Origin of the sequence: Paenibacillus sp. 102, assembly GCF_039549175.1 — a bacterium.
Taxonomy (GTDB): domain Bacteria; phylum Bacillota; class Bacilli; order Bacillales; family Bacillaceae_G; genus Bacillus_A.
Genome location: NZ_JBCGHT010000003.1, coordinates 426,576 through 451,387 on the forward strand (window position 1 = coordinate 426,576; position 24,812 = coordinate 451,387).

Here is a 24,812-nt window from a genome sequence, read left to right on the forward strand (position 1 = left end):
GTAAAAATACAGGAGGGCATTTATGAACACCCTAGATTTCAGTATCAACTTTCCGGATATCTACGGTATTCCATGTAGGAAAGGTAATTTTTAATTTCAAGGAGGGTATTTATATGGAATCTAGTAAAGCAATCGTGTGGATTAATGTATTTACTGCCAAACCAGATAAACTAGATGAATTAGTTGCTATCCAAGCTGAAGAACTACTTAATTTTAAGAGGAAAGGTATTCCTGGTTGGATTAGTAGTCGTTGGCATCGATCTGTTGATAATAATAAGGCAATTATGATGACTACTTTTGAGAGTATTGAATATCATAAAAACTGGTTAGAGAAAAATGACTTCTCCGAACATTTAAACAAGATTAAGCACTTAATTGAAGGAATAGAAGGTGGGTACTATACGTTAGTGGAAAACATTGAAAATATGTAAACCATTTATATTCTAGATCTTTATTTTTCACCTTGATAGTGAAAATTCGATATATTGGACATAAAAGCCCAAGGAAAAACTCCATGGGCTTCATCAAGTTGAAAAATTAAACATATTCGTATGCTTTTTTGGTCCTTTCTTTAGCTCTGATCTGCCGTTTGTATACAAATTTAGATAAGCTGACGCTTCCCTCATATAAGAGTAGTAACGGTATGGCTACAAGGAAATCTGATAGAAAATCCGGCGGCGTAATTAAAACTGCAACGATTATTAATAGAAAATAGGCGTATTTCCTAATTTTTTGCAGACGGTATGGATTGATAATTCCCAAACTTGTTAAAAACATAATAACAACGGGTAATTCAAATAGAAATCCAAAGGGCAATGTCATATGAAGCAAAAATTGGAAATATTTCTCCGCTGTAAAGAAAGTAGTAAACATATCATTTGACAGTGATATTAAAAAATTTAATACAAGAGGAAGTAAAATATAATAACCAAAACTAATCCCCAATAGGAATAGAATCAAAAGTGCTGGAATATAAGCGATCGTAACCTTTTGTTCTTTTGGTGTTAACGCTGGACGTACAAACAACCAAGCTTGATGTGCAGCAACTGGTATAGTAACTGTGCCGGCAGCGATGGCGGCAATTGTTAAATAAACGAGTAAGATATCACTCGGTCCTAACAGAGCCAGCTTAAATGGTAAATCTTTGACCAGCACATGGTAAATATCTTGCACATATATAAATGTCAGTATAAAAAACAGCAAAAAAACAATTAAAGTAATAATAATGCGTTTACGTAATTCTGCAAGGTGCTGAACGGTTTTCATATTTTTATCTTCCAATATTAATCACCCCATGAAATAGGAGATGTAAGACATACTCTACATCTCCTATTCATCTATTTGTCTAGTTTTTCTTTCTTATTTAGATTTTTTTGTAACTCATCTGTGTCATCCGCGATAAGATCTCTAGTAGATTTTTTAAATTCTCTTAATGTTGAGCCGAATGCTCTTCCGAGTTCCGGTAACTTAGAAGGGCCAAAAATAATCAGGGCTAGCATTAAAATGAGTAGTAATCCTGGGATTCCAATATTCTGAAACATAAGATCCTCCTTAGTATTGCGTTTTATAATTCCTTTTACATGCTTATAGCAATGTTAGGAAACAATTCGGAAAAAGCATCTTTAGGTCGAAATTTTCATGAGTTTTTTTGCTTTCCATTCAGTTTCATTTACTCAGTTGCACACCGAACAAATTTTTATCGATTTTACTCGTATTCGTAGCGATTAGTTTTTTGCTTTATCAAGAGAACCTGCAGCCAGAGTACCTTTATGTAGCACAGCAGCGCGCTTTGGCAGTCGTGCTACCGCTTCGGCCGAACAGCTTGCTGGAACGAGTACGGCGGTAGCAGCATCGCCAACTTTTGGCCAAACTTGCTTACCGGACTCATCTAATGGCGTAATGCCGCCGGTAGCAAGAGAAAGTGCGCGGGACAAGTTGTATTCGTAAGACCATCCATACAACTCTGCAGCAAGATGAGCTTTTTGCAGAGTGTCACCAATCCCGAGCGGGGACCAGTGATCCATTATACTATCATTACCAAGCATGACATTCACCTTTTGCTTCTGAAGCAGCGGAATCGGCATTGCATTTTTGCCAATTGGAACAGTTGACGCAATCGAGATGCCCAGTGAAGCAAGGCGGTTTGCCATTTCGATGTCGGCGCCGGCTGTCAGCGAGGCGAGCGAGAAGGCGTGGCTGATTGTCACTTTGTCCTGCAGACCGGCTTCTTCAGTCAAATCTGCCAATCGGCGAATTGCTTTCAAACCTGTTTCACCGCCTTCATGAAGATGGATATCAATGCCTGCTTTGTAGTCTACCGCAATTTGCACCATAGTTTGTAGCGATTTTTCCATATCTGCGTCAACCAAAGTTGGATCTAGTCCGCCAACATGTGTTGCTCCGAGCTGCATAGCTTCGCGCAGCAGTCCCTCTGAGTTGGAACGAAGTAAGCCGTGTTGGGGGAATGCGACAATTTCGTGCGATAGTTTATCTGAATAGTTCGCTAAAGCATGTTTTAAACTCTCTAGATTTTTGAGGCCGACGACGGGATCAATGTTGCAGTGGCTTCTGGCATATGTTGACCCGTAGCTGAGAATCAATTCAATTAATTTTTCCGCACGTTCCTGGGCAGTTGGCAGCAATTCAAGTAGCAACGTCTGCTCAACTTCAATCATGTCAAAAATGCTTTTTCTTTGCGATGCTGCTCTCCAAGGACCACCATAAAAGGTTTTATCCAAATGAATATGCATATCTTTAAAGGACGGAAGCAGCAGCATGCCTTTTGCATCATAGCGATCGATATTCTTTTTATAAGGAACTTTTGTATCTAATATTTTTGTAATAATACCTTTATCGATTTGAATATTGCAGAGTACGGTGTCTGTTGCGACAACCTGGCCATTTTCATATCTATATCCGCTTTCTAATCGCACATTCAACAGCATGTAGGAGCTATTTTTTTTCGGTTTTTTGATGTTGTGATCATCTTTCTTTTCTTTTGCGTCTGCGCTTACAGTTTCAGGAATAAATAATCCCATTGCGTCCGTGACGCCAAGAACTGCTGTAGCCCCTCCAATTTTGCAGGCGTTACCTAGAAACTTTCTGCGAGAAAAACCTTTGTTTTCTTGATCCATCTGGAATATCCTCCTCATATAAGCTTTGCATGGATTATAAAGCATGCGCTTTATAATCCAATATCTGCAGTTTACTTACTCTTTATCTTAATTTAAAAACTATCAAGACCTTGCCTCTTCTCTAGGTTAAAGCGAACCTGCAACGATTTTCCCTTTAAACATAGTGGCTACGCGCTTTGCTCTTCTTGCAATGGCTTCAGCGGAGCAGGATGCTTTGACAAACACGATATTTGCATCGTCTCCGACTTGGGGCCAAACTTGTTTCCCTTCATGATTGAGCGGTGTCTTGCCTCCCGTAATAAATCCGAGAGTTTGTGCCAAGGACCGTTCATCTACCCACTTTGAAATTTCTGCTAAACGGCTGGCGCGTTCGAGAATGTCACCGTTGCCAAATGGCGACCAAACATCAAAGATATTGTCACATCCGACGGCAATGTCCACGCCTCTACTATGTAATAACTCTACAGGGGGGAAACTTCTGTCAATTGGGACGCTCGTGATAATTGAAATTCCTGCATCAGCCAATAGTTCTGCCATCTCACTTGCTTGATGTAGCGGAATATCTCCTAGGCCAAATGCGTGGCTAATAGAGACTTTTCCTTGCAGACCGGCTTCTTTTGTAAGGATAGCTAGTCTTTTCATCGTTAAAATACCAAGATCATTGGCATCATGTAAATGTAAATCGATACCTGCATTTCCTTCAACAGCAATCTCAATCATTTCTTGTAATGATGATTCGATGTTCCCATCAACAGTCGCCGGGTCAACACCACCAACAAGAGAGGCACCTTGGCAAATTGCTTCTCTTACTAGATTCCCTGATTGAGTGCGCAATAAACCGTGCTGTGGGAAAGCAACAATTTCATAAGATAACTTGCCGTCAAATGTTTGTAATACCTTTTGAATAGCCTCTAAATTTTGCAAACCGATTTCTGGATAAATATCTACATGCGTACGAATATGGGTAGCTCCAGCTTTTAAGAAAGTCTCCAGTAGATGTTCCGCCCGCTCCTGAGTAGTAGTAGACAAAGAGGGAAGAACCTCTTTTTCCATTTCAAGTCGTTCAAAAATACTGTTTACAGGTGTTACTGCTCTCCAACGATCACCCACTATCGTTTTATCCAAATGACAGTGCTTTTCAATAAACGATGGAAGTATTAAAAGCTGCTTCACATCTACTTTTGGTAGATGATCTTGAAAAGGTTCGTCAGTCGTAACAATTTTTGCGATTTTTTCGTTGTCAATAAGAAGGTGGTAAGAGCCTGTTTTTGTTCCTATAACGGTCCCATTTTCAACGTGGTGGCTGTTTTCTAATTTGGCATTTATTAACCAAAAAGCGAAGCCCATAGTGTATCCCGTCCTTTCTTTTATAAATAATCAAAATGGTCTTTTTTTTCTTGTAAAATACCAATGAGTCAGGGGATATGAAAAAGATTCATAAGATTATGATAAACTAAAGGATGATATATGAAAAATATAAAAAAAATTAATTTCACTTAAGTTTTTCATATACAAAAAGGAGTGTTTTTTATTTATGGATATAAGACAACTACGTTATTTTATTGCGATTGTAGAGGAAAGACAAATCTCTGCTGCTGCTCATAGGCTTCATATTTCACAACCTCCACTTAGTCAACACTTGAAAGCGATGGAACAGGAACTAGGAACAAAATTGGTTGAAAGATCCGGGAAATTTTTAGAAGTAACGCAAGCAGGTCAAGCTTTATATAAATATGCATTAAAAATGACGCATTTATTAGAAGAAGCAAAATTGGAAGTAAAAGAAGTAGGAAATGGAATAACAGGTAAGCTGACACTTGGTGTCAATACTTTATCAGTAGTCGGATTACCTCAATTGCTGCAACAATTTCATGAAAAATTTCCTAGGGTCACGTATAAAATTCAACAAAATGAATCAGCTCAGCTTTGTCAACTAGTGAGAGACAGAGTAGTAGAGTTGGCAATCATTAGATTACCGCTCAAGTTGGACGACTTTTCTGTTATCCATCTTCATACAGAACCGTTTTATTTTATTACTTCAAAAAAACAGCAATTAGCTAATCATGAGGTTACTTTGGAGGGGATGAAAAAAGCACCATTAATCTTGCCTAGTACAGAGGGATTAGGGGTATATAATATGATTCTAGATGTATTTTCCAAATATCAGTTATGCCCGAATATCGTTGCTGAGTGCTCTGATATTTCTATTTTATTAGATTTAGTTGCATCTGACTTTGGAGTGTCCATCGTTCCAGAAACTGTAATTCAACGATATAAAGATTATTCTATACAAGCTTTTAAAATTGCTGATGCAGATTTGACTGCCTCAACAGGGTTAATTTGGTTGAAGCATCATGAATTATCAAGTATCGCTCAAAACTTTGTTAATTTATATAAGTCCATATTAAAAATTTGATCTCTGTGTAAAGAATTCCCATTAGGTAACATTGTGATTACAGTAAATAATGTTTCAGAGGTAATAATCCTACATATCCATATTTTACAATGAGGAGAAGGAATTATCATTTCTCCAAAAGCTGTAAGAGAAGATGATTTAAGAAAGAATGTTCGTAATTTAAGTGGTGGATAAGCAATCCGCATAGTATTCTATCAACTGTTTTTGGGAAGATACAATGTGCTAGTTTTAGATGAACTGACAAATTTCGAGGTGATGGCAGAGGGGAAAGTAAAGAGCATTTCCTTGAAATCGTAAAACGATATATATTAGATGATTCAGAGTATAAAAATGCCAGTTAGCATGATACTATCTCAAAATGAAATGATTCTTTTTGAGATAGTATCATTATTTTATTGTATTTAAAATACAATACTTTTCTTGGTTTAATAGAGAATTTATTTAGTTATTAAGACGAAATGTTTTTTATTGCTTATAAGGAATAAACTTTACAGTAAATGTTGTTTTTTCATCATTGCTATATACTTCAATGGTTCCATTATGAACCTCCACAATACTTTTGGCGATGGCCAAACCAAGGCCTGATCCTCCCGTATATGTAGAACGGGATTTTTCAACACGATAGAAACGTTCAAAAATATGTGGTAAATCTGTACTTGGGATAGGCTGGCCGTAATTGGTAATATCGATTGCAATCATTTTCCCGTTTTGATATGCTGCTATATCAATGAATTTCCCATCATTTCCATAAGTCATCGCATTCATAATTAAATTTTCAAATACACGTACCAACTTATCTCCATCAGCAAGTACCATTAGTTTTTCTGACGGAAATGAAGGTCTACATTCAATATTCGCTTCTTGAAATTGCATACGGAATTGAACCGATAGTTGACCAAGCAATTCAATTATATCAATAGGTACAGTATTTAGTTGTAACTCTTTATTTTGAACACGGGTATATTCAAACAAGTCATTCATTAACATGTTTAACCTAGTTACCTTATCATAAATAACTTGAATATAATGACGTAATTCTACTTCATCCCTGTAATTATCATGATGAATGAGATTAACATAACCAACTATGGACGTTAACGGTGTCCGTAAATCATGTGATACGTTTGTGATAAGTTCACTTTTTGCTTGTTCAGTTTGACGCTCTTCTTCAATAGAAACTTTTAACTGTTCTACAATGCGATTGACACCCGTTGCTAAATCTTCTAAATAATCATGTTGTAAAATAGACACTTTATGATTAAAATTACCATCTGCAATATAACGAATTTCTTCAATCATTTGCTTTATACACACTTCATAATATAGTTTTTTTTCGTGGCGATAAAAAATATAAACATAGAATGAAAAAATGGAAAATAAAAACAGATAGGATCCCATCATTGTCCAAAGAGACTCTTTTAATCCTCTATACTTTTCGTATCCGACAATCCTGACAAATTCTCCACTTAATGCTGTTAATGTAAGGGAACTATCAATTACACTTGTAAAAAGACGGGATATGACAACCTCGGTAATTGGTGTAAGTAAAATAGAAACTAAAAGCCAAAATGCAATTTTCCATTTTGGGATGACCTTCAATATATCAACCGTTTCATTTTTCAATTTTATAACCCACTCCCCAAACAGTATGAATGAGTTTTTCACCATTTATTCTTGTTTCAAGCTTATCCCTTAAGTTACTAATATGAACCATTACAGTTTTATTAGAACCATAACCATCTTCATTCCAAACACGTTCAAATATTTCTTCTGAACTAAATACTCTACCCGTATTACTAGCAAGTAAATATAGGATATCAAATTCAATAGATGTAAGTTTAATATACTCACCATTCACTTTCACAGTATGATTATGCTTATGTATTTCCACAGAACGAATCCGAATAATCCCATCTTCTTTTATTTGCGCCGCAGCATACTGGAAGGAAGATCTACGTAATAACGCTTTAACTCTAGCTATTAATTCTAATGGGTTAAAAGGTTTAATCATATAATCATCAGCACCTGTCATAAGACCTAGGATTTTATCCATATCTTCGACTTTTGCGCTTAGCATAAGAATAGGTACCGTATTTTCTTCTCTAACTTGCTGACAAACTTCTAATCCATTACGCTTGGGCATCATGATATCTAAAATCATAAGATCAATTTGATGAAGTGAGAGCATATGTAACGCTTCCTCACCATCATATGCTTTATAAATGTTGTAACCTTCATTTCGTAAATAAACGGCAAGTAACTCTACAATCTCTTTATCATCATCAATAATTAAAATATTTCTTTCCATCGTATATTTAATTCCTCTCTCTACATTTCATCATCATTAATATAATAACAAACATTTAGATGTTTGGGAGTTAAGATTATATACAAAATTTCATGTAACGTATTGAAAAGGATTTAAAAAACATATCACGAATAAAAATAAGAGGATCCTTTGTTTCTTATCCTATATAGAATGTCAGTTTTGTTAGGAGAGAGTAGCGTGTTACATAAAAAACTAACTACATTTGAACCAAGTGGAGATTGGGAAAAAGATATAAAATTTTTTTGTTAGAATATAATCATTTGTTTACTTATGAACATTCAGTGCGGGTTGCAAATGAGGCAAGGAAAATAGCAAAAAGATTTCAACTCAATGAAGAACAAGCTGCTATTGCTGGTTATTTACATGATATTAGTGCAATATACCCTAATAATGATGATTTCCCCTCACTTCATCCACGTTTAGGAAGTAAACGATAGAATTCCTACACAGATATATTTTTTTGTAAATGCAACTAAAGATATTATCACGTTTATTTACGATGATAGAGGATGTGAGGTGATTGCGAAGAATAAAGAAATGATACGAGATTTATATATAAAATACAGAGAGTGAATTCCATGTTATGAAAGGGATAGTATTAATGAATTATTCAAATGAACATGGGAGGAAGTGACAAGTGTAATGAAGCGTATTGCAATTGTATCAGCATGGGAACCAGAGCTTACATATCTGCATCAACATTATCCAAGTCATCGTGTAGAAAAACGAGCAGCTTGGGAATTTCATTTTCATTCTATAGATGAGGTAGAAGTAATATCTGTAATTACGGGCGTTGGAAAAGTAAGCTGTGCGAGTTGCGTACAGTTACTAATAAGTGAATTTAAACCTGAACAGTTATTTATGACAGGTATTTGTGGAAGTTTATCCGAAAAAGTAAAAAATGGTCATATTGTTGTTGCACTTAATACTCTACAGCATGATGTAACTGCTGCGGGAACAGGAACAGATAGTTTCGACTTATATACTGGCAGAACAGCTCCTATTGAAACAACGAAGCATCTCGTAAGACAAATAAAAAAAGTGCGTTCTTATGATCCAGTACACTTCGGGACCTTCATATCCGGAGATCAGCGTATTCGTAGTACGGAAATGAGATACTTATTACATACTGTATATGGTGCAATAGCTGTCGATCAAGAAGTAGCAGCTTTTGCATACGTATGTCATGTGAATAAAAAGCCTTTTCTTTGTTTAAAAGCAGCCTCAGATCAAGCGAATGATAGAACAGTAGAAGAACAAAAGATTTTTAAAATGTTCGCTTGTGAGAGGGCATGTGAATATTTGCTTGCGTTTTTACGTGTATACGAAGTAACGACAGCCCGTCAATAAATCCATGTTTTATTAAAGGAGTCCTAGTCATGCAAGTAATAAATAAAATAGCAATTATCGGAGCAAATGGAAAGGCTGGTAAATATTTTGTAACTCAAGCACTACAAGAAGGATACATTGTTCGTATTCTTACACGAAATCCACAAAAGCTTAAAATATCGCATAAACATTTGGAAGTTGTACAAGGAGATGCTCGCGATATTTCTGCCATACGTCAATTACTGCAAGGTTGCAATGCTGTTATAAATGCAGTGGGTCAACCTAAAAAAGAATCATATATATTTAGCACAGTTACGAATCACATTTTAAAAGTAATGGAAGAATACAGAATCAAGCGATATATCCTTATTTCTGGAGGATCCATGGATGTAAAAGGAGATGCTAAGAGTGTATCAAATAAAATAGGGGCAATGTTATTTCGTTTGTTTCTTTCGGATATGATGAAAGATAAGTATAAGGAACTGCAACTGATACGAGATAGTAATGTGAATTGGACGATTGTACGATTACCTTTTGTTATAGATGGAGAAGGGATCGGTAAAATAAAAGAGAGTCTCAGAGATTTACCTGGAATTAAGATTCAAAATGGAGATATTGCGCCGTTTGTTATTAAGCAAATTCATGATGAAATATATAGTAGGAAATGTCCGTTTATTTCAAATTAGTCGGAAAGGTAGATGAAGATTTTATGATGATTCATTATAAAAAATGTAGTGAAGTAAATATAGATTTCGTATACGAAGCTTTTCGAGATGGTTTCTCTGATTACATGATAAAGATGGAAGTTTCAAAAGAAGACTTTATAAAAAGATTTTTCGGTCCGGAAGGAAATAAACTTGAACACTCTCATCTAGCACTAGATGAAAAAAGGCCAATCGGAGTTATACTTGGTGGAATCAAAGACTATGAAAGTATAAAAACAATGCGATGCGGAACATTAGCGATTCATCCAGACTTTCGCGGGACTGGTGTTAGTCATACATTATTTGAACTTCATAAAGAAGAAGCGATAAAAAATGGATGTCAGCAACTTTTTCTTGAAGTCGTTGTCGGTAATGATAGAGCAATTCAATTTTATAAGAAGTTAGGGTATGAAAAAGTATATGACCTATCTTACTATAATTTAAAGGATCTTTCTCATTTGATAAGTAAGAGCCTACAAAATATAGAAATAAAGCAAATTAAGTTTGGTGAATTTCAAAATAGAATACAAAAATGGTTAAACTTCCATATAAATTGGCAAAATGATATCGATTATATGGAAAAAACTGAAAATAATACGTATTATGGAGCATATATTAACGATGATTTAAAAGGATGTCTATGTGTTAGTGACAATGGTAAAATTAGTTTATTATTTACGGATAAAAAATATAGAGGAATTGGAATGGCTACAAGTCTACTACAAACAGCAAGCAAAGAATTACAGCTTTCTAGTCTTTCTATTGGATTTCCTAATAATGGTTTACTCGAAGGGTTTGTAAAAAAGTGTGGATTCGAAAAAAGTTCGTTGGCTCAGTATGAGATGTATTATACATTGTAGCGTTTAGAGGGAAATAGAAAAATCTTTCAGCTTTATACTTTAAACGCAACTGAAGGATTCATATTTATATAGACATCATAAGTTTGTATTTGCTTTTTCATGTGTTTTGTGTGATATTAAAGATAGACGAACGTATGTTTTTGTTTAAGTGGAGGTGTGACAATGTTAGCCCTACTAGAGAAAATAGATAATGAATATGTAGTACAATTTAATCGTCCTCTACATTATTCAGAAGAAGAAATTTGGGCTGTATTAACAGAGAATGAGAAACTAGCAAGATGGATGCCGAACCTTCGCATAGAGGATTTGCGCAAGGGAGGTATGATAAAGTTTGATATGATGGATGGTTCTGGGCAATTTATTGATATCGATATTTTGGAATGTCAAATGAATTCCGTATTGGAGTTTACGTGGGGAGAAGATCAAGTTCGATTTGAAGTACATAAAAATCCTGATGGCTGTCTATTAATTTTAAAGGAGTTTATTCACGAAATAAATGATCACACACCAAAAGACTTAGCTGGATGGCATATATGTTTAGAAATGTTTTCTTCTATATTAGATGGACGTAATATGGAATTCCCAAAAGATGAGTGGGAAAAATGGTATGAAAGATATAAGTTAGTGGTTAGTAAAGTAGAAGATAACGATGCAGATTGATTATATTAGTATGTAATAATTACATACTAAAAATGTGTTTGTTGAGAAATTAAGTGCGGCTAGTAATATTCCCCAGTTGTTCTTTAAATGATCTTCTACAATCGGGCGCTTTTCCGGAACACGGAAAGCGTCATTTTTAATGGAATTAAAGGATAGAGTTAAATAACAAGTTTTGTAATAATTGTAATCTAGCAAACGTGGCAGGATGGTTGCAGAAGCTTTTATAATATAACTAAGAGTTAAGTAAATACTTTGTGGGCTTGCGTTGAAAAAAGGACCACTAATTGTTGAATTTGAGCCATGGAATTGTCTCTTTAAAACGGCATAAATGAATATGTAACAAGAAATTTAGAAATCTTCGTCTACAATTAGTATGAATTTGTCGATTCGAAAAAAACACAACAAATTCATTTGAAGTTTTACTAACAAGGCAATACTAAATTTAGAGAATGGAAAGGATATCACTATGAAAATAAATCAATTAATTGCGAACAATATTAACAAATTAGATGCAGTAATACCAGTAGATAAATCGTTAGGAATTGCTGGTTTGTCTGGATCTGGTAAAACAACTTTTTGTCAAACAATTGGTGAAGAATCCAAGAAGCGTCTCGTTTCCTTATTGCCAAAGGCTGAATATCAGTATTTATTTTCCAATATTATGGAAACTAATTTCAGTGCCATCAAGATGGAAGAAATGCCTTTAGTACTTTTTCTCGGAAAATCATCAATTTCTTCTAATCCGCGTTCAACGATTGGCACCCATACGGGTGTTTTCAAAGAGATTCGTGAGAGGCTTGCTGAAAAATTTAATCTTTCTCCAGAAGTTTTTTCATTTAATAATGCATTAGGCTGGTGTCCTGGGTGTAAAGGACGCGGTACTACCAAAAATGTCGAATGTAAAAAGTGTGAGGGCAGGCGCTATAATCCAGAAGTTGAGCAATATAAGATTGAATTATTGGATCAACCACATAGTATTTCCGATATCAACAACTTAAACATCGAATCGATTCTTTTCCTTGGAGAAGAATTACATATTAGTGAAGAGAAACAACATATTCTTAAAAATATTATTAATATGAATATTGGTTACTTAACATTAAATCGAATTATGGGTACATTGTCAGGTGGAGAATTAACACGACTTTACTTGGCCGAATTCATGGCAGTAAGTGAAAATGCCGTTATTATTATTGATGAAATCTCAGTGGGTCTTGATCACCAAACACTATTGAAAATTTTAGAACAGATTAAACAATTAGGCTATAAGAATCAAATTTGGCTCATTGATCATTCAGACACAGTGCTCGATACAACTGATGAGCCATTATTCTTTGGACCTGGTAGCGGGAAATATGGCGGAAAAATTGTTGAAAAATCACCACGTCCTCAACCAATCCATGGGGAACGAAATCAGGAAATACCAACAGAATACTATCAATTTCATGATCTATATTGCCGTAATGTTCAAATGGATGAATTTCAAATTCCCCAAAATAGACTTGTAACCGTTACGGGTGAGTCTGGATGTGGTAAATCTACACTTGTCAATGAATGTATAGCCAAAGATTTTCTGAAGCGATATCCAAAAGATAAACTGGTTATGGTAGGGCAAGATCGAAACCAATCGATTACCAGTCGGTCAACCGTGGCGACTTTTCTTGATATTAAAAAGAAACTCATAAAATATAGTGAAGATATTGATGATATTTTTCAACGCTCGATTGAAGATATTATTGATGAACTTCCAAATGAAGACATCGCTTATAAACGCTTGAGCTTATTAATCAAACTTGGACTTGGTTATTTGACATTAGAAAGAAAAACACAAACATTATCAACTGGTGAATTTCAATGTGTTCATTTAGTTTCGGAGCTGTTTGCTAACTCAAGAAACCCACATACGCTTTTTATTTTTGACGAGCCTTCAAAAGGTTTATCACAAAATATTTTAAACCAATTCATTGATAGTGTCAGGGTCATTCTGCAAGATGAATCAATTTCAATTATGATGATTGAACATAATACTTATATGCTAGAAAACTCTGATTTTATCGTTGATTTTGGTAAAAGACAGCGTGCACCTGTGGAGCATCTTGATGTTGTCAGTCATGATGATTATTATCGTCAAAAAAGCAGTGCAGATAGAGTTGTTCCATTGCAAATCTCCTCAACACTCAAGCAAAAAAATGGAATTAACTACTTAAAAGAAAATCATATTACCTATTTTAAAAATGCAGAAAACATTTATAAGGGTGGCATCTTAAAAAGCTTATCACCAATGGCCCGTTTGATTTATGGTGAATACGAATCTGAAACAATTGCACCCGTCATCGCCATTGATTTTGAAAGACATTTGTATAGTCAGTATAGTTTTCTCTATGAAATAGGTGGAGTAATCAACCATATTGTGGCTGCTCATTCAACCAATAAAGATACAAGAAGCTTCGATTTCTATTATCAAGAAAATCATTGTCCATGCTGCTCGGGTCGCCGGGTGATTGAAAAATTTGATATTAATGTTGTCATTCAAGACAAAACCGTACCATTCTGGGATGGTTTATTATATCCAGACGTAATGGAAGTATTAAAATATTATCAATATCCAAAATTGCAATTCCTTTTTGAAGAGATTAAGAATGAGCTCGGTCACGATATTAGTAAAAGCTATAATGAGATGACAGAAGCAGAGAAGCATACCTTTTTATACGGATATTGGGAAAAGTCATTCTATGATAAAGCAAGTAAGACACGGAGGACATGGGATGGCTTTAATAAAATCATTGGGGGGTATATGGTCATTTCGAAATCGATTATTAAAGAGCATATGAAAGCATCAAAAGAGATGGTTACCTGTCCGATTTGTGAAGGAACCGTGCTAAACCATCATAAAAATCTTAAATTTGGTGACACGGATATTCGAGAGATTATTCATCAGCCACTTGATCAAGTTATAAAAACAGTAGGGAAGTTACCGGAACTGGTAAAATTGAAATCGATTGTTGGCGGCGATATGGCTTTGACGGAAGATGTCTCCCTGTTGTCTAGGGAAACACAAGTCGCGCTGAAAATGCTTGAACTAGAACTAGCAAGATTTGTTGGTTATGAAATGGTTTTACAAAATGTCTTACCATTCTGGGACAGAATTGGAGGCAATATCGAATCCATCAGCAATAATAATCGGATTGCCATCTGTGATTTTGCCAATATCACTGAGACGAGAGAAACCATCATTGATAAGTATTTCACTAATGGAAAATACAAAAAACTAACGTATGTTTATGAAGCTTTTGGTTACAAAAAAATTGTTACCCAAATTAATAAGATTAAAAAAAGTCATCCATGCCCATTCTGTAAAGGGAAGAAATTCATTTCGGAAGATGGGCTCCATGATGGCGTGTATAAATTATCGGTACCATGTGTTAGTTGTTATGCAAGTGGCCTCAATGATGAAGGGCGTAAGGAGATCGTAGATGGTATAGACGTGCAAACCTGGCTAACAGGAAAAGTAAGGGATGTTGTGGCTGAAAGCTCACTAATAGGGGCTGTTACAGATATTCTAATATTTAATCGTATTCGTGAGTTGAATAAACGAGAGATGATGGCGGTTTATCAATGTCTTGAGCATAATGATTAAAATATACTGGCAGGATAGTTCTCCTGCGTAGTAACAAAAAAAGTCCAATTTCTCAATTTTAGTACTGAGAAATTGGACTTTTTAATATTGTAATTTCCTTAACGTTGTAAATCCGTATTTTCCTGACGCTACCTCTTCTAGGGGTAAGTTATATTTAAAATTCCATTTATTCTGAATGTTATTTAGTAAAGAGAAAGTAATTCCGTACAAGGTTTTCTTAATTACTTATAGTATCTCTAGTAACTTTAATTCTTCTTCTACAAAACTCATTACTTCTTTTATTGTTTTACTAGAAAAATCAAATTGAATTCCAGCGGCTTCATATATTTCTTTTACAGATTTAGAACTACCTAAAGATAAAGCTTTTTTATAGTTTTGCAATGCTTGCTGAGGATTTTCTTTATATTGTTTATACATTTGCAGAGCGCCAATTTGTGCAATTGCATACTCAATATAATAAAAAGGCACTTCAAAAATATGCAGTACAGATAGCCATTGTGCGACTATCCAACTTTCATACCCATCTGTATTTACTGTGCTTGAATTATATGTTGTAGAGAGCTCTAAAAACTTAGCATTTCTTTCTTCAGCGGTATGATTTGGATTCTCATACAACCAGTGTTGAAATTGATCAATGATTAGAGTAATTGGTAAATACTCTATAATTTGTGTTAATTGTTCTTGCTTAGCTTGCTTGAGATCTTCTTTATTACTATAAAAAACATCCCAGTTATCCATTGTGAATAATTCCATTGTCATACTTGCTAATTCAGCAGTCTCCATTGGTAAATGTTGATATTGGTGTATTAAAATATCTTTCATTAAATCATGATGAATACAGTGACCCATCTCATGTAAGAAAACAACAGCATCATCTTGTGTTTTTGTTAAATTCATAAAAATAAATGATAACTTAGATAGGGGCAAATATTCACAGAATCCACCTGGTGCTTTTCCTTTTCTACTTTCTAAATCTAGATGGTTATGCATCTTTTCTAGAAGAGCTGAAAAGCTTGAATCAAGCTTAGTAAAAAGCGCTTTACTTTTCTCTATTAATTCCTTTTCATTTTTTACAGGTTGTAAAAGTTTATGGTCTGCAGGTACAGCACGTATATCCCACGGACGTAATGTATCTACCTGAAGCTTTTTCTGTAATTCCTTATGAATTTTTTCTTGAAGCGGTACAACGTATTTACGAATAGATTCAGCAAATTGATTACATTGTTCAGCAGTGTAATCAAAGCGCTCGTATTTTTTAAACATGTAGTCACGATAATTATTTAAACCAGCGTTCCTTGCTTTTTTTGTTCGGAGTATAATTAACTGATTTAAGATTTCTTGAATTTCGTTCTCTACGGATAGAAATTTTTCAGAGATAGCAGTCATCGCCTTTTGACGAATGTTTCGATCTGGGTCCTGTAGATAGACACTTAATTCGGAAAGATTTACTTCTTCACCATTCCACATAGAAGTAAGGTTACTAGTGATTTCAAAATATCTTGTTATCAACTCATCTTCAGTAATTTCTAAACTAATATTTTCTTCGTTAAAGAGTTCTCTAGTATTTTTAATTTTTTCATCTAAGAATTCAAACTGAGAAGGGTTTAACTGTGAGCGGTAGGGTGAGTCATAATATTTTTGGTCTAATAGATTTTTATAACGTTTTAATATAGGCTGTACGTGCTTTTGATTAAAGTCAACAGTGTTTTTTGCCTCTATATCATTCGTATTTCGTTGAAAGGCGATATAATGTTTCATAAGTTGTTCATTGATAGAATTTAAAGTCTGTGATTGTTGTATTAACCAATTCTCAAGCTCTTGACTAGAAGATATTGATACATCTAATAGTACATCCAATTTTTTTATTAATTCATCTATATTACTAATATTGATAGGTATTGTCTGCTGCATGAAATATCCCTCACTTTTTATTTACTAATAGAGGTATTCTTTTCTTTCTTATAAATTCCTTTTTTACCCCAAAAGTTGGTGCCGACTATACCAAGGATGATCAGCATAGCTCCAACGATATGATAGTATGCGATTTGTTCGTGTAAGAATAATATCCCTGCAATAATCGTGATAAGAGTAGATAGATTACTAAAGACACTCATCTTAGCTGCTTCAATATAAGACAATGAATAATTGAGTAAGAATGCTGTTAGCAAGGAAGATAGTAATCCTAAATATAAAATGGATAAAAGAAATGTCCCGTTTGTAAATGGTTTAAAGTATACATTTACGGTGCCTTTATTTATATGCTCAATGATAGCTATTAAATTGAAGCTAAGAAAACCAATCGTTGTCATCATATATGTTAAGTCTATTAACTTAAATTTTTTTGTCATTTTCCTAGCTAATACATTGTAGCAAGCAGAGGATAATGCTGATAACAGAATAAGGATAATTCCAATAAAGCTAGTTTCATGCGTTTCCATACCATTCATTACAAATATATAAATGATGCCCATTACAGAAATGAGTACAGATATTTTTTGCCATATATTTGTATATTCTTTTAAAAAGTAAGAAGCTAAAATCATTGTAAATATAGGTATAGCAGCTTGTATAATTCCAGCTTCAGATGAGCTTGTATATACTAAACCGAAAGCTTGAAAAGCGAAAAATAGTGCTGGATAAAATATTGCTATTGGCAAAATTGCAAGTATGGTTTTGGATGAAATATTTAGCTTTACAAAACCAGATATGACAGGAATAGTCGTTATTAAAAAAGCAACCGTAAAACGATGAGCAAGTGTATCAAGCGCGCTTGTAACTGTTAATGCTAATTTCACAAACATAAATGAAAAACCAATAATAAATGCATATAGTAATGCGGCTAAATATGCTTTCGTTATATTTTTCATAATTTCACCTCATATAGTCAATTTGTTACTGGCCAGTATATGTACATGGTAATCTTTCTGAGTCAGTGCTACAATGTGAACAAATATAAACTGTACCGGTACAAAATAGACATGGGGGATAATCATGTATAAATATTTAAATATATTAAATGATTTAGAAAGCATGATCCAAAAAGGAGAGATAAAAGAAGGAAAGAAATTACCGTCGATACGCTCACTTGTGACACAATATCAGTGCAATAAAGCAACAATTATACGTGCGCTTCATGAATTAGAGAAGCGTCATATTATTTATTCCGTACCTCAAAGTGGCTATTATGTAGTGAAGAAAATGGCGGATTATGAAGTAGATGAAACGGGAAAAATTGATTTTGCTTCATCAGCTCCGGATCCTGATGTATTTCCTTACTTAGATTTTCAGCATTGTATTAATAAGGCGATTGATACGTATAAGAATGATTTGTTTATATACGGTACACCTAAAGGGTTACCATCTTTAATTTCAGTTGTACAAAAACAACTAGCAAATTATCAAGTTTTCACAAAAGAAGAAAACATCTTTATCACTTCAGGAGTCCAGCAAGCACTAGCAATATTAACTTCGATACCATTTCCAAATCAAAATAAAGCAGTACTTATTGAACAACCTAGTTATCATCTATACATTGAATATCTAGAAACAAATAGAATCCCTGTAATGGGTATAAAACGTACTGCTGAAGGTATTGATTTAATTGAGTTAGAAAGGATATTCGAAACGGAAAAAATTAAGTTCTTTTATACAATTCCAAGATTTCATCATCCACTTGGCACTTCATATTCTAAGACAGAAAAAGAAAAGATTATTTCTCTTGCAAAGAAATACAATGTATTTATAGTAGAAGATGATTATTTAGCAGATTTAGAACAAAATCAAAAGGAAGATCCACTATATAGTTACGATAATTCCTCACATGTAATATATCTAAAAAGTTATTCAAAGATTATTTTCCCGGGTTTACGTGTAGGCGTGGCAGTTATTCCTCCTTCTATTGCAGAAGCGTTTCATACATATAAAAAACTATTAGATATTGATAGTTCAATGATTTCGCAGGCTGCTTTAGAAATTTACATAAAAAGCGGGATGTTTGAACGACACCGGCAAAAAATTAGGTTGTCTTATTATGCTAGGTCTAAGGTATTATCTGAAATACTTGAAGAAATTTATAAAGAAAATCACCATCTATTTACGTATAAAAAAGGGAACAAAATAGGAATACATACGTGTTTATCATTACAAAAAAATATTGTTACGGAAACGCTTATTAAAAAATTAAGGCAGAATCAAGTATTTATAGAGACTGTTGATAAAAATTATTTGACTTCTTTCCATAAAGAAAAAATTTTAAAATTAAATGTATCGAATGTGAAAGAAGATAAAATTGAGGTAGGAATTCATAGAGTAATTGAGGAAATGAAACAAGTGAATGATGTGGATTTCCATTTTAAGAAAGATTAATCCTTCATATAGGAGGTTTATTATGAAGAAAAACATAATAGCCTTGTTGATATGTATTGTCGTAGGAACCGGAGCGATAGCAATTGTGATATACAATAAAGAAAGAGAACAATGTACAGCGGTTGCTATGCTTATAAAAGCAACTGTTGTAGATCATAACAACTTACCTTTAGCAGATGTAAAAGTTTATGAAGATTCGATTATAAATAAGGAACGTGCTATTTCAAATTCACAAGGCGAGTTCAAATTTTACACTGGTGTTTGTGGTAAGATTACACTACAATTTGTTACTCCAGATGGAGAGAAATATACAAAAAAATATGATCGAAAGCATGTATCTAAATTGATTCAATTAAAAAATTAACATTAAGGAGAATTTTATATGAAACCATTACAAGGAAAAGTGGCAGTAGTAGCCGGTGCAACACGCGGTGCTGGAAGAGGTATTGCAATGATGCTGGGTGAAGCTGGAGCAACTGTATATGTAACAGGAAGAAGTACAAAAGGTAATTTATCATCAATGGGAAGAACGGAAACAATTGAAGAAACAGCAGAACTAGTTACAAAACAAGGCGGAAAAGGGATTGCTGTTCGTGTAGATCATACAGTAGAAGCTGATATTAAAGTGCTATTTAATAGAATCCAAGAAGAACAAAACGGGAAACTTGATATATTAGTAAATGATGTTTGGGGTGGAGATCCGCTTACTGACTGGGGAACATCTTTTTGGGAGCATAACTTACATAACGGATTATTGATGCAACAACGTGCTGTCCATTCCCATATGATGACAAGTTATTATGGTGTACCGCTTATGGTGAAGAATAAGAAGGGACTCGTAATTGAAATTACAGATGGTGTAGATTATCAATATCGCGGTAACCTATATTATAGTTTAGCGAAAATCTCAACAATTCACTTAGCAGAAGCGATGGCGAAAGATTTAGAACAACATGGTATTACTGCTGTTGCGGTAAGTCCTGGCTTTCTCCGTTCTGAAGCAATGTTAGATTTATTTGGTGTAACAGAAGAAAATTGGCAAGAAGGAGCAAAGAAAGATCCACATTTCATCGCATCTGAAACACCTTTCTTTGTGGGGAGAGCAATCGCCGCTTTAGCAAGTGATTCGAATGTTCATAATAAAACAGGAAAAGCACTTAGCTCATGGGAGTTAGCGAGAGAATATGGATTTAAAGATATTGACGGAAGACAGCCTGATTGGGGAAAATATTTTGAAGAGAATGTTTTAAAAGGGCAATGAGTATTGTATAAAATAAAATGAAGGCTAAGAACTCTGTATATATCGGTTTTTAGTCTTCATTTTCGTTGTTATAAATGTTTTTACTGCATCTTCATTCTTTTCAACGGTGGACAAAAGACTGTTAGAGATGGCTATAGTTTAGAACTTTTTAAAATTCATATCCATACTATATAAAACAATGTATGGATAATGAGATAAGAGGGAGTTGCATGAATATGAATGCTCCGTATTTTAATAATGAAATTCGAAGCCCTGCTATAACATATACTGCAGCACAAAATACGCTTCAGTCTGTTCAGCAGGCTCTACAAATGCAGGTACACACCTTACAGGTGCAAGGTGTGCATTTTGACTACCCAGTTGCACCATATTATTATCCTACGTATATTATTACTCAAAATGGAATGTATTTTTCAACGATTCCATTTGGTGCTGTGTACAATTTATAAAAATTGATTTTATTCCTCCCTCTTCATACGATTAAGCTGTTCCAACTTGATTTTGGTCTGCAACATCAGAATCAAATGTATTTGTTGCACTTACACCGTTAAAAGTACTAGTAACAAAAGCAACATTAGATGATCCGGAGCCGTTATAGGCTTTTGTATTCTCTTTCGGAGAAACGTTATAGAAATCGCCTAAGTTAAAGGATCCGTTACTATTTTGAACGACAAGATTTCCGACAATGGAGGGCATATTCTTCACCTACTTTATTAGGGAATATTTAAAACACTATATGATTTATTTTTTTAAAAGTGAATCATAGTACCAGTGAGTTTAAGTGGAGAGAGCATTCTAGGCATTTTGAAAAGTCAAGAAGAATAAATTCAATCGCGGAGTGCTGCTTTTGAAAATGAAAGATGCTAAGAACCTTGAGATTTGATTTTAGAGGTGCAGTAACAATGGCAAAGTTTTATAAGCGTTATTTAGAAAGAGAACGTGTATGATTTGTATGTTCACATTCCTTTTATAGTGAAAATGAACAAGCTGATTTTTTATCTAATGAATAATATATAGCATCAAATGAATAAGGAAGTGAACCACGTTTTGTCCAAATGTTTTATTGCTAAATTAACAGGTCGAGAGGAAGTACCTCCTGTTTGTACAGATGCTTTTGGAATAGCACAATTTAGATTTAATAGTGATTTTACGAGACTTCCATTTAAACTGGTAGTACATGATATAGAACAGGTAACCGCTGCTCATATTCATTTAGGAAGAAGGGGAGAAAATGGACCTGTTGTTGTTTTTTTATTTGGGCCAGTTACACGCGGAATTAGCGTAAATAGAGGGGTCGTAACAGGAATAATTACAGAAAGTGATCTTGTTGGTCCTTTACAAGGTATGTCTTTATTAGAACTTGCAAGAGAGATGGATACCGGTAATACTTATGTAAACGTTCATACAGAAAAGCATCCAGCTGGAGAAATTCGAGGGCAAATAAAAAGGTTTTAAAATTTCTTAGCCATATGTACAGTTTATTTCTGCTTATAAGTATGCTGATAAAAACCTTTAGACATAATTATGACTAAAGGTTTTTGTTGTGGGGAAATGTATACAGAACCGACATTTTATAGGAGGTAAAATTCATGGAAAATAATAAAAAATCAATCCTCGCTTTTATCGTGTTAGTTTTAGGTTTAGTGTTCATTGTTGGAGGTATGGTTTATAGTTTGTGGGGGCCATTTTAAATTTATTTGTGACTAACTGACTCTAGGTAATCTAGTCATAAATTGCTTTTTATTAGTTAAGTTAAGGGACATTATATATTTCTGAAAAAAGGAGAATATCTGCAATGAATTATATGCTATTTAAAGCGATTAATCGTCTTGCTGGACGAGGAACTACTATGGATACGATAATGGTTTTTATCTCACAGAAGACTCGATATTTATACCTTTTCATATTAATATGTATGTGGTTTAAAAATAATTTCTACAAAAAAATTATTTTGTATGCAGGAATTTCAGCAGGAGTCACTTTATTTATAAACCGTATCATCCAATTTTTTTATTTTAAACCTCGTCCTTTTATTGTCCATCGCGTTCATTTGCTTATCTCATCAAAGAATAATTCTTCGTTCCCAAGTAAACATACTGCTTTAGCTTTCGCTGTAGCAACTTCCATTTTACTTCGTGAACGTTTCGTTGGTTCTATTATGTGGGTATTAGCAGTATTGACAGGCTTTTCACGTATTTGGGTAGGGCATCATTATCCATTTGACATAATCGGGAGTGCTGTTATAGGTAGTCTAACAAGCATAGTTATTGATAAAAATACATATACATTTCAATCTTTTATTACTTGGATCATAAAGATGTATTCATCATTTACAAAATTATTTAAATAAAAAAGGCAAACCATTCGTTTCTTTTGTTTAGTGGAGTGGAGTAAGAGAAGGGCAAATTGAAAATATCTTTTTGAATTTTGGAAATATAGTAGATAAATAAGGATTGGCTAGAATAACGAAAAACAAGTACATGCTAGGAAGGGCTAGTATATACTTGTTTTTCGTTTTTATATACTATGTGAACAATAAAAAATTTGATTAATAGTCATTTTGAAAATTGTATATTACTTCACGAAGTTTTTTTAATCCAATCAGAGTATCTTGTTCACTTAACATAGAATAGCTGATACGCAAATGATCATGTTTCGATTCATGAACAAAACAAGCAGTTCCAGGTAAAAAAGAAATATTAGCTCCATTTGCCTTTTTTAGTAATGCAAATGAATTTATTGAATCCGGAAGAGAAATCCATAAATTAAAACCGCCTTGTGGTTTTTGAAAGTGAATAGTATCTGTTAGAGGAGAAAGTATCTCTACTGCAGTATCGCGTCGTATTTGTAAGGCAGTACGCAATTTCTCTAAATGATTTTTCATTCTTTCAGTTCGTAAAAAAGGTTGAATAGCTTTTTGAGTTAACAATGGGCTTCCTATATCCATCAAGGATTTTACAGCATATAGCCAATCAAATACAGGGCCCTCCGCCGCTAATGCTGCGATACGCAGACCTGGTGCTAATGTTTTACTAAATCCTTTTAAGTAAATGACATGACCATTTGTATCAAAATATTTAAGAGGAGGAGGCAATTTGGCCTCATCAAAATAAATTTCACCAAAAGAATCATCTTCAAGAATAAAGAAATGATACAGTTCTGCTAGTTCTATAAGTTCCATTCTTCTTTGTTTGCTCATTACAGTTCCAGTAGGATTTTGAAAGGTAGGATTTACATATAACAAAACCGGCTGATTTTTTTGACAAACCTCATCTATTAAATCAGAACGAATACCCTGTTCATCAAGGGCAATTGGTATGATATGAACACCTTTATTCATAAATACATCAATGGCAGCGCCGTAGCAAGGACTTTCTATCATAACTGTGTCTCCCGGTTTTAATAATGTTTGCGCAACTAAGTCAATACCTTGCTGTGCACCACTAGTAATTAATAAATGATCAGGATCGACACTCAATTCTTGATATTCTTTTAAGTATTTTGTAATTTCTATTCGAAGTTCTTCATCGCCCTGAATAGGTCCGTAAGTGGCTAATATCATCTGATCTTTGTCCAGTATTTTTCGCATTTCACCTGATAGAAATGGATTAGGTAAAAGGCGAGGATAAAGAATTGCCCGAGAAAAATCATAATGCTGCTGATGTCGATTTATCACATATTGAGACCTTAGAACATTAACAGCCTTCGTATGCTGCCAATCATACGGTTCATGTTTTTGTAGAGTAGTATGTTTTTTCCCCTTGATGTAAACTCCTTTTCCAGGTTGAATATGCACAAAGCCTTTCATTTCGAGCCATTTATATGCTTTGCGAACTGTTAACACACTCACTTTTAAATCGTCTGCCATACTACGTAGAGAAGGGAGAGACGCACCTTCTGCTAACATCCCACTTTGAATACGCTGAATAATTTGTATGTAGATTTGTTGGTAGATTGGTATATTAGATTTTTTATGAAGTACAATTTTCATGATTTCACCTGAATTTCTTTTTCTTTTATTTAAACTGAAATAATATCTATAATCAACTGAAAATTCATTCGACTGTTATATACCTTGATATACTGTTATACACTGTTTCCTCTATACTCATTTCAA

Annotated in this window: 23 protein-coding genes and 1 pseudogene; 14 read left to right on the top strand and 10 right to left on the bottom strand. The window is 34.1% G+C overall.

Annotated elements, in window-relative coordinates; all coding sequences use genetic code 11:
- Positions 1 to 113 precede the first annotated feature (113 nt).
- Positions 114 to 431, top strand: a complete 318-nt coding sequence (locus AAIE21_RS11375; protein ID WP_343266862.1) for an antibiotic biosynthesis monooxygenase family protein — start codon at positions 114 to 116, stop codon at positions 429 to 431.
- 106 nt (positions 432 to 537) lie between these two features.
- Here AAIE21_RS11375 and tatC read toward each other — a convergent pair whose 3' ends face one another.
- From tatC to AAIE21_RS11395, 4 genes are all read right to left on the bottom strand, one after another.
- A complete protein-coding gene (tatC, locus tag AAIE21_RS11380) occupies positions 538 to 1,281 on the bottom strand; it encodes a twin-arginine translocase subunit TatC (RefSeq protein WP_343266863.1) in 744 nt (247 codons plus the stop codon).
- Between the two features lie 56 nt (positions 1,282 to 1,337).
- Positions 1,338 to 1,541: a twin-arginine translocase TatA/TatE family subunit gene (locus tag AAIE21_RS11385; protein ID WP_343266864.1), complete on the bottom strand. Its 204-nt coding sequence runs from the start codon at positions 1,539 to 1,541 to the stop codon at positions 1,338 to 1,340.
- Positions 1,542 to 1,724: 183 nt separating this feature from the next.
- The gene (locus tag AAIE21_RS11390; protein WP_343266865.1) at positions 1,725 to 3,134 is read right to left on the bottom strand and encodes an amidohydrolase family protein; all 1,410 of its coding nucleotides are present in this window, start codon (positions 3,132 to 3,134) and stop codon (positions 1,725 to 1,727) included.
- Between the two features lie 126 nt (positions 3,135 to 3,260).
- Positions 3,261 to 4,481 carry an amidohydrolase gene (locus AAIE21_RS11395; RefSeq protein WP_343266866.1) on the bottom strand — a complete coding sequence of 407 codons (1,221 nt, stop codon included), beginning with the start codon at positions 4,479 to 4,481 and terminating at the stop codon, positions 3,261 to 3,263.
- A gap of 187 nt (positions 4,482 to 4,668) precedes the next feature.
- Between AAIE21_RS11395 and AAIE21_RS11400 the strand changes: the two genes are divergently transcribed.
- A complete protein-coding gene (locus AAIE21_RS11400) occupies positions 4,669 to 5,550 on the top strand; it encodes a LysR family transcriptional regulator (protein ID WP_343266867.1) in 882 nt (293 codons plus the stop codon).
- A gap of 465 nt (positions 5,551 to 6,015) precedes the next feature.
- On the opposite strand, the gene AAIE21_RS11410 is transcribed toward AAIE21_RS11400, so the two are convergent.
- Together AAIE21_RS11410 and AAIE21_RS11415 are read right to left on the bottom strand one after the other, a co-directional pair.
- On the bottom strand, positions 6,016 to 7,173 hold the full coding sequence (locus AAIE21_RS11410) for a sensor histidine kinase (RefSeq protein WP_343266868.1): 1,158 nt from the start codon (positions 7,171 to 7,173) through the stop codon (positions 6,016 to 6,018).
- A complete protein-coding gene (locus AAIE21_RS11415) occupies positions 7,163 to 7,858 on the bottom strand; it encodes a response regulator transcription factor (protein WP_343266869.1) in 696 nt (231 codons plus the stop codon). The genes AAIE21_RS11410 and AAIE21_RS11415 overlap by 11 nt, the downstream gene beginning before the upstream one ends.
- Before the next feature lie 171 nt (positions 7,859 to 8,029).
- On the opposite strand from AAIE21_RS11415, the pseudogene AAIE21_RS11420 reads away from it, so the two are divergent.
- From AAIE21_RS11420 to AAIE21_RS11445, 6 genes and pseudogenes are all read left to right on the top strand, one after another.
- Positions 8,030 to 8,452 (top strand): annotated as a pseudogene (locus AAIE21_RS11420) (DUF3885 domain-containing protein).
- A 69-nt stretch (positions 8,453 to 8,521) separates the two neighbouring features.
- Positions 8,522 to 9,229 (top strand): 5'-methylthioadenosine/S-adenosylhomocysteine nucleosidase, encoded by a 708-nt coding sequence (gene mtnN / locus AAIE21_RS11425; protein ID WP_343266870.1) that lies wholly within the window; start codon positions 8,522 to 8,524, stop codon positions 9,227 to 9,229.
- A 29-nt stretch (positions 9,230 to 9,258) separates the two neighbouring features.
- The gene (locus tag AAIE21_RS11430; RefSeq protein WP_343266871.1) at positions 9,259 to 9,894 is read left to right on the top strand and encodes an SDR family oxidoreductase; all 636 of its coding nucleotides are present in this window, start codon (positions 9,259 to 9,261) and stop codon (positions 9,892 to 9,894) included.
- Between the two features lie 26 nt (positions 9,895 to 9,920).
- Positions 9,921 to 10,772 carry a GNAT family N-acetyltransferase gene (locus tag AAIE21_RS11435; RefSeq protein ID WP_343267004.1) on the top strand — a complete coding sequence of 284 codons (852 nt, stop codon included), beginning with the start codon at positions 9,921 to 9,923 and terminating at the stop codon, positions 10,770 to 10,772.
- Positions 10,773 to 10,934: 162 nt separating this feature from the next.
- On the top strand, positions 10,935 to 11,432 hold the full coding sequence (locus tag AAIE21_RS11440) for an SRPBCC family protein (protein WP_343266872.1): 498 nt from the start codon (positions 10,935 to 10,937) through the stop codon (positions 11,430 to 11,432).
- Positions 11,433 to 11,898: 466 nt separating this feature from the next.
- Complete coding sequence (locus tag AAIE21_RS11445) at positions 11,899 to 15,069, top strand: ATP-binding cassette domain-containing protein (RefSeq protein ID WP_343266873.1); 3,171 nt, start codon at positions 11,899 to 11,901, stop codon at positions 15,067 to 15,069.
- Positions 15,070 to 15,294: 225 nt separating this feature from the next.
- Here the strand turns inward: AAIE21_RS11445 and AAIE21_RS11450 are convergent, their stop codons facing one another.
- Together AAIE21_RS11450 and AAIE21_RS11455 are read right to left on the bottom strand one after the other, a co-directional pair.
- Positions 15,295 to 16,980: a M3 family oligoendopeptidase gene (locus AAIE21_RS11450; RefSeq protein ID WP_343266874.1), complete on the bottom strand. Its 1,686-nt coding sequence runs from the start codon at positions 16,978 to 16,980 to the stop codon at positions 15,295 to 15,297.
- A 17-nt stretch (positions 16,981 to 16,997) separates the two neighbouring features.
- Positions 16,998 to 17,936 carry a DMT family transporter gene (locus AAIE21_RS11455; RefSeq protein WP_343266875.1) on the bottom strand — a complete coding sequence of 313 codons (939 nt, stop codon included), beginning with the start codon at positions 17,934 to 17,936 and terminating at the stop codon, positions 16,998 to 17,000.
- Positions 17,937 to 18,060: 124 nt separating this feature from the next.
- Between AAIE21_RS11455 and AAIE21_RS11460 the strand changes: the two genes are divergently transcribed.
- From AAIE21_RS11460 to AAIE21_RS11475, 4 genes are all read left to right on the top strand, one after another.
- Positions 18,061 to 19,434: an aminotransferase-like domain-containing protein gene (locus AAIE21_RS11460; RefSeq protein WP_343266876.1), complete on the top strand. Its 1,374-nt coding sequence runs from the start codon at positions 18,061 to 18,063 to the stop codon at positions 19,432 to 19,434.
- A 22-nt stretch (positions 19,435 to 19,456) separates the two neighbouring features.
- Positions 19,457 to 19,798 carry a hypothetical protein gene (locus AAIE21_RS11465; protein ID WP_343266877.1) on the top strand — a complete coding sequence of 114 codons (342 nt, stop codon included), beginning with the start codon at positions 19,457 to 19,459 and terminating at the stop codon, positions 19,796 to 19,798.
- Between the two features lie 18 nt (positions 19,799 to 19,816).
- Positions 19,817 to 20,695 carry an SDR family oxidoreductase gene (locus AAIE21_RS11470; RefSeq protein ID WP_343266878.1) on the top strand — a complete coding sequence of 293 codons (879 nt, stop codon included), beginning with the start codon at positions 19,817 to 19,819 and terminating at the stop codon, positions 20,693 to 20,695.
- A 209-nt stretch (positions 20,696 to 20,904) separates the two neighbouring features.
- Positions 20,905 to 21,144 (top strand): DUF3947 family protein, encoded by a 240-nt coding sequence (locus tag AAIE21_RS11475; protein WP_343266879.1) that lies wholly within the window; start codon positions 20,905 to 20,907, stop codon positions 21,142 to 21,144.
- A gap of 31 nt (positions 21,145 to 21,175) precedes the next feature.
- Here the strand turns inward: AAIE21_RS11475 and AAIE21_RS11480 are convergent, their stop codons facing one another.
- The gene (locus AAIE21_RS11480) at positions 21,176 to 21,391 is read right to left on the bottom strand and encodes a spore germination protein (protein ID WP_343266880.1); all 216 of its coding nucleotides are present in this window, start codon (positions 21,389 to 21,391) and stop codon (positions 21,176 to 21,178) included.
- 327 nt (positions 21,392 to 21,718) lie between these two features.
- Between AAIE21_RS11480 and AAIE21_RS11485 the strand changes: the two genes are divergently transcribed.
- Together AAIE21_RS11485 and AAIE21_RS11490 are read left to right on the top strand one after the other, a co-directional pair.
- A complete protein-coding gene (locus AAIE21_RS11485; protein ID WP_481858671.1) occupies positions 21,719 to 22,150 on the top strand; it encodes a CHRD domain-containing protein in 432 nt (143 codons plus the stop codon).
- A 340-nt stretch (positions 22,151 to 22,490) separates the two neighbouring features.
- Positions 22,491 to 23,045 (top strand): undecaprenyl-diphosphatase, encoded by a 555-nt coding sequence (locus tag AAIE21_RS11490; protein WP_343266882.1) that lies wholly within the window; start codon positions 22,491 to 22,493, stop codon positions 23,043 to 23,045.
- Positions 23,046 to 23,243: 198 nt separating this feature from the next.
- On the opposite strand, the gene pdxR is transcribed toward AAIE21_RS11490, so the two are convergent.
- Positions 23,244 to 24,686, bottom strand: a complete 1,443-nt coding sequence (gene pdxR / locus AAIE21_RS11495) for a MocR-like pyridoxine biosynthesis transcription factor PdxR (RefSeq protein WP_343266883.1) — start codon at positions 24,684 to 24,686, stop codon at positions 23,244 to 23,246.
- Positions 24,687 to 24,812 lie beyond the last annotated feature (126 nt).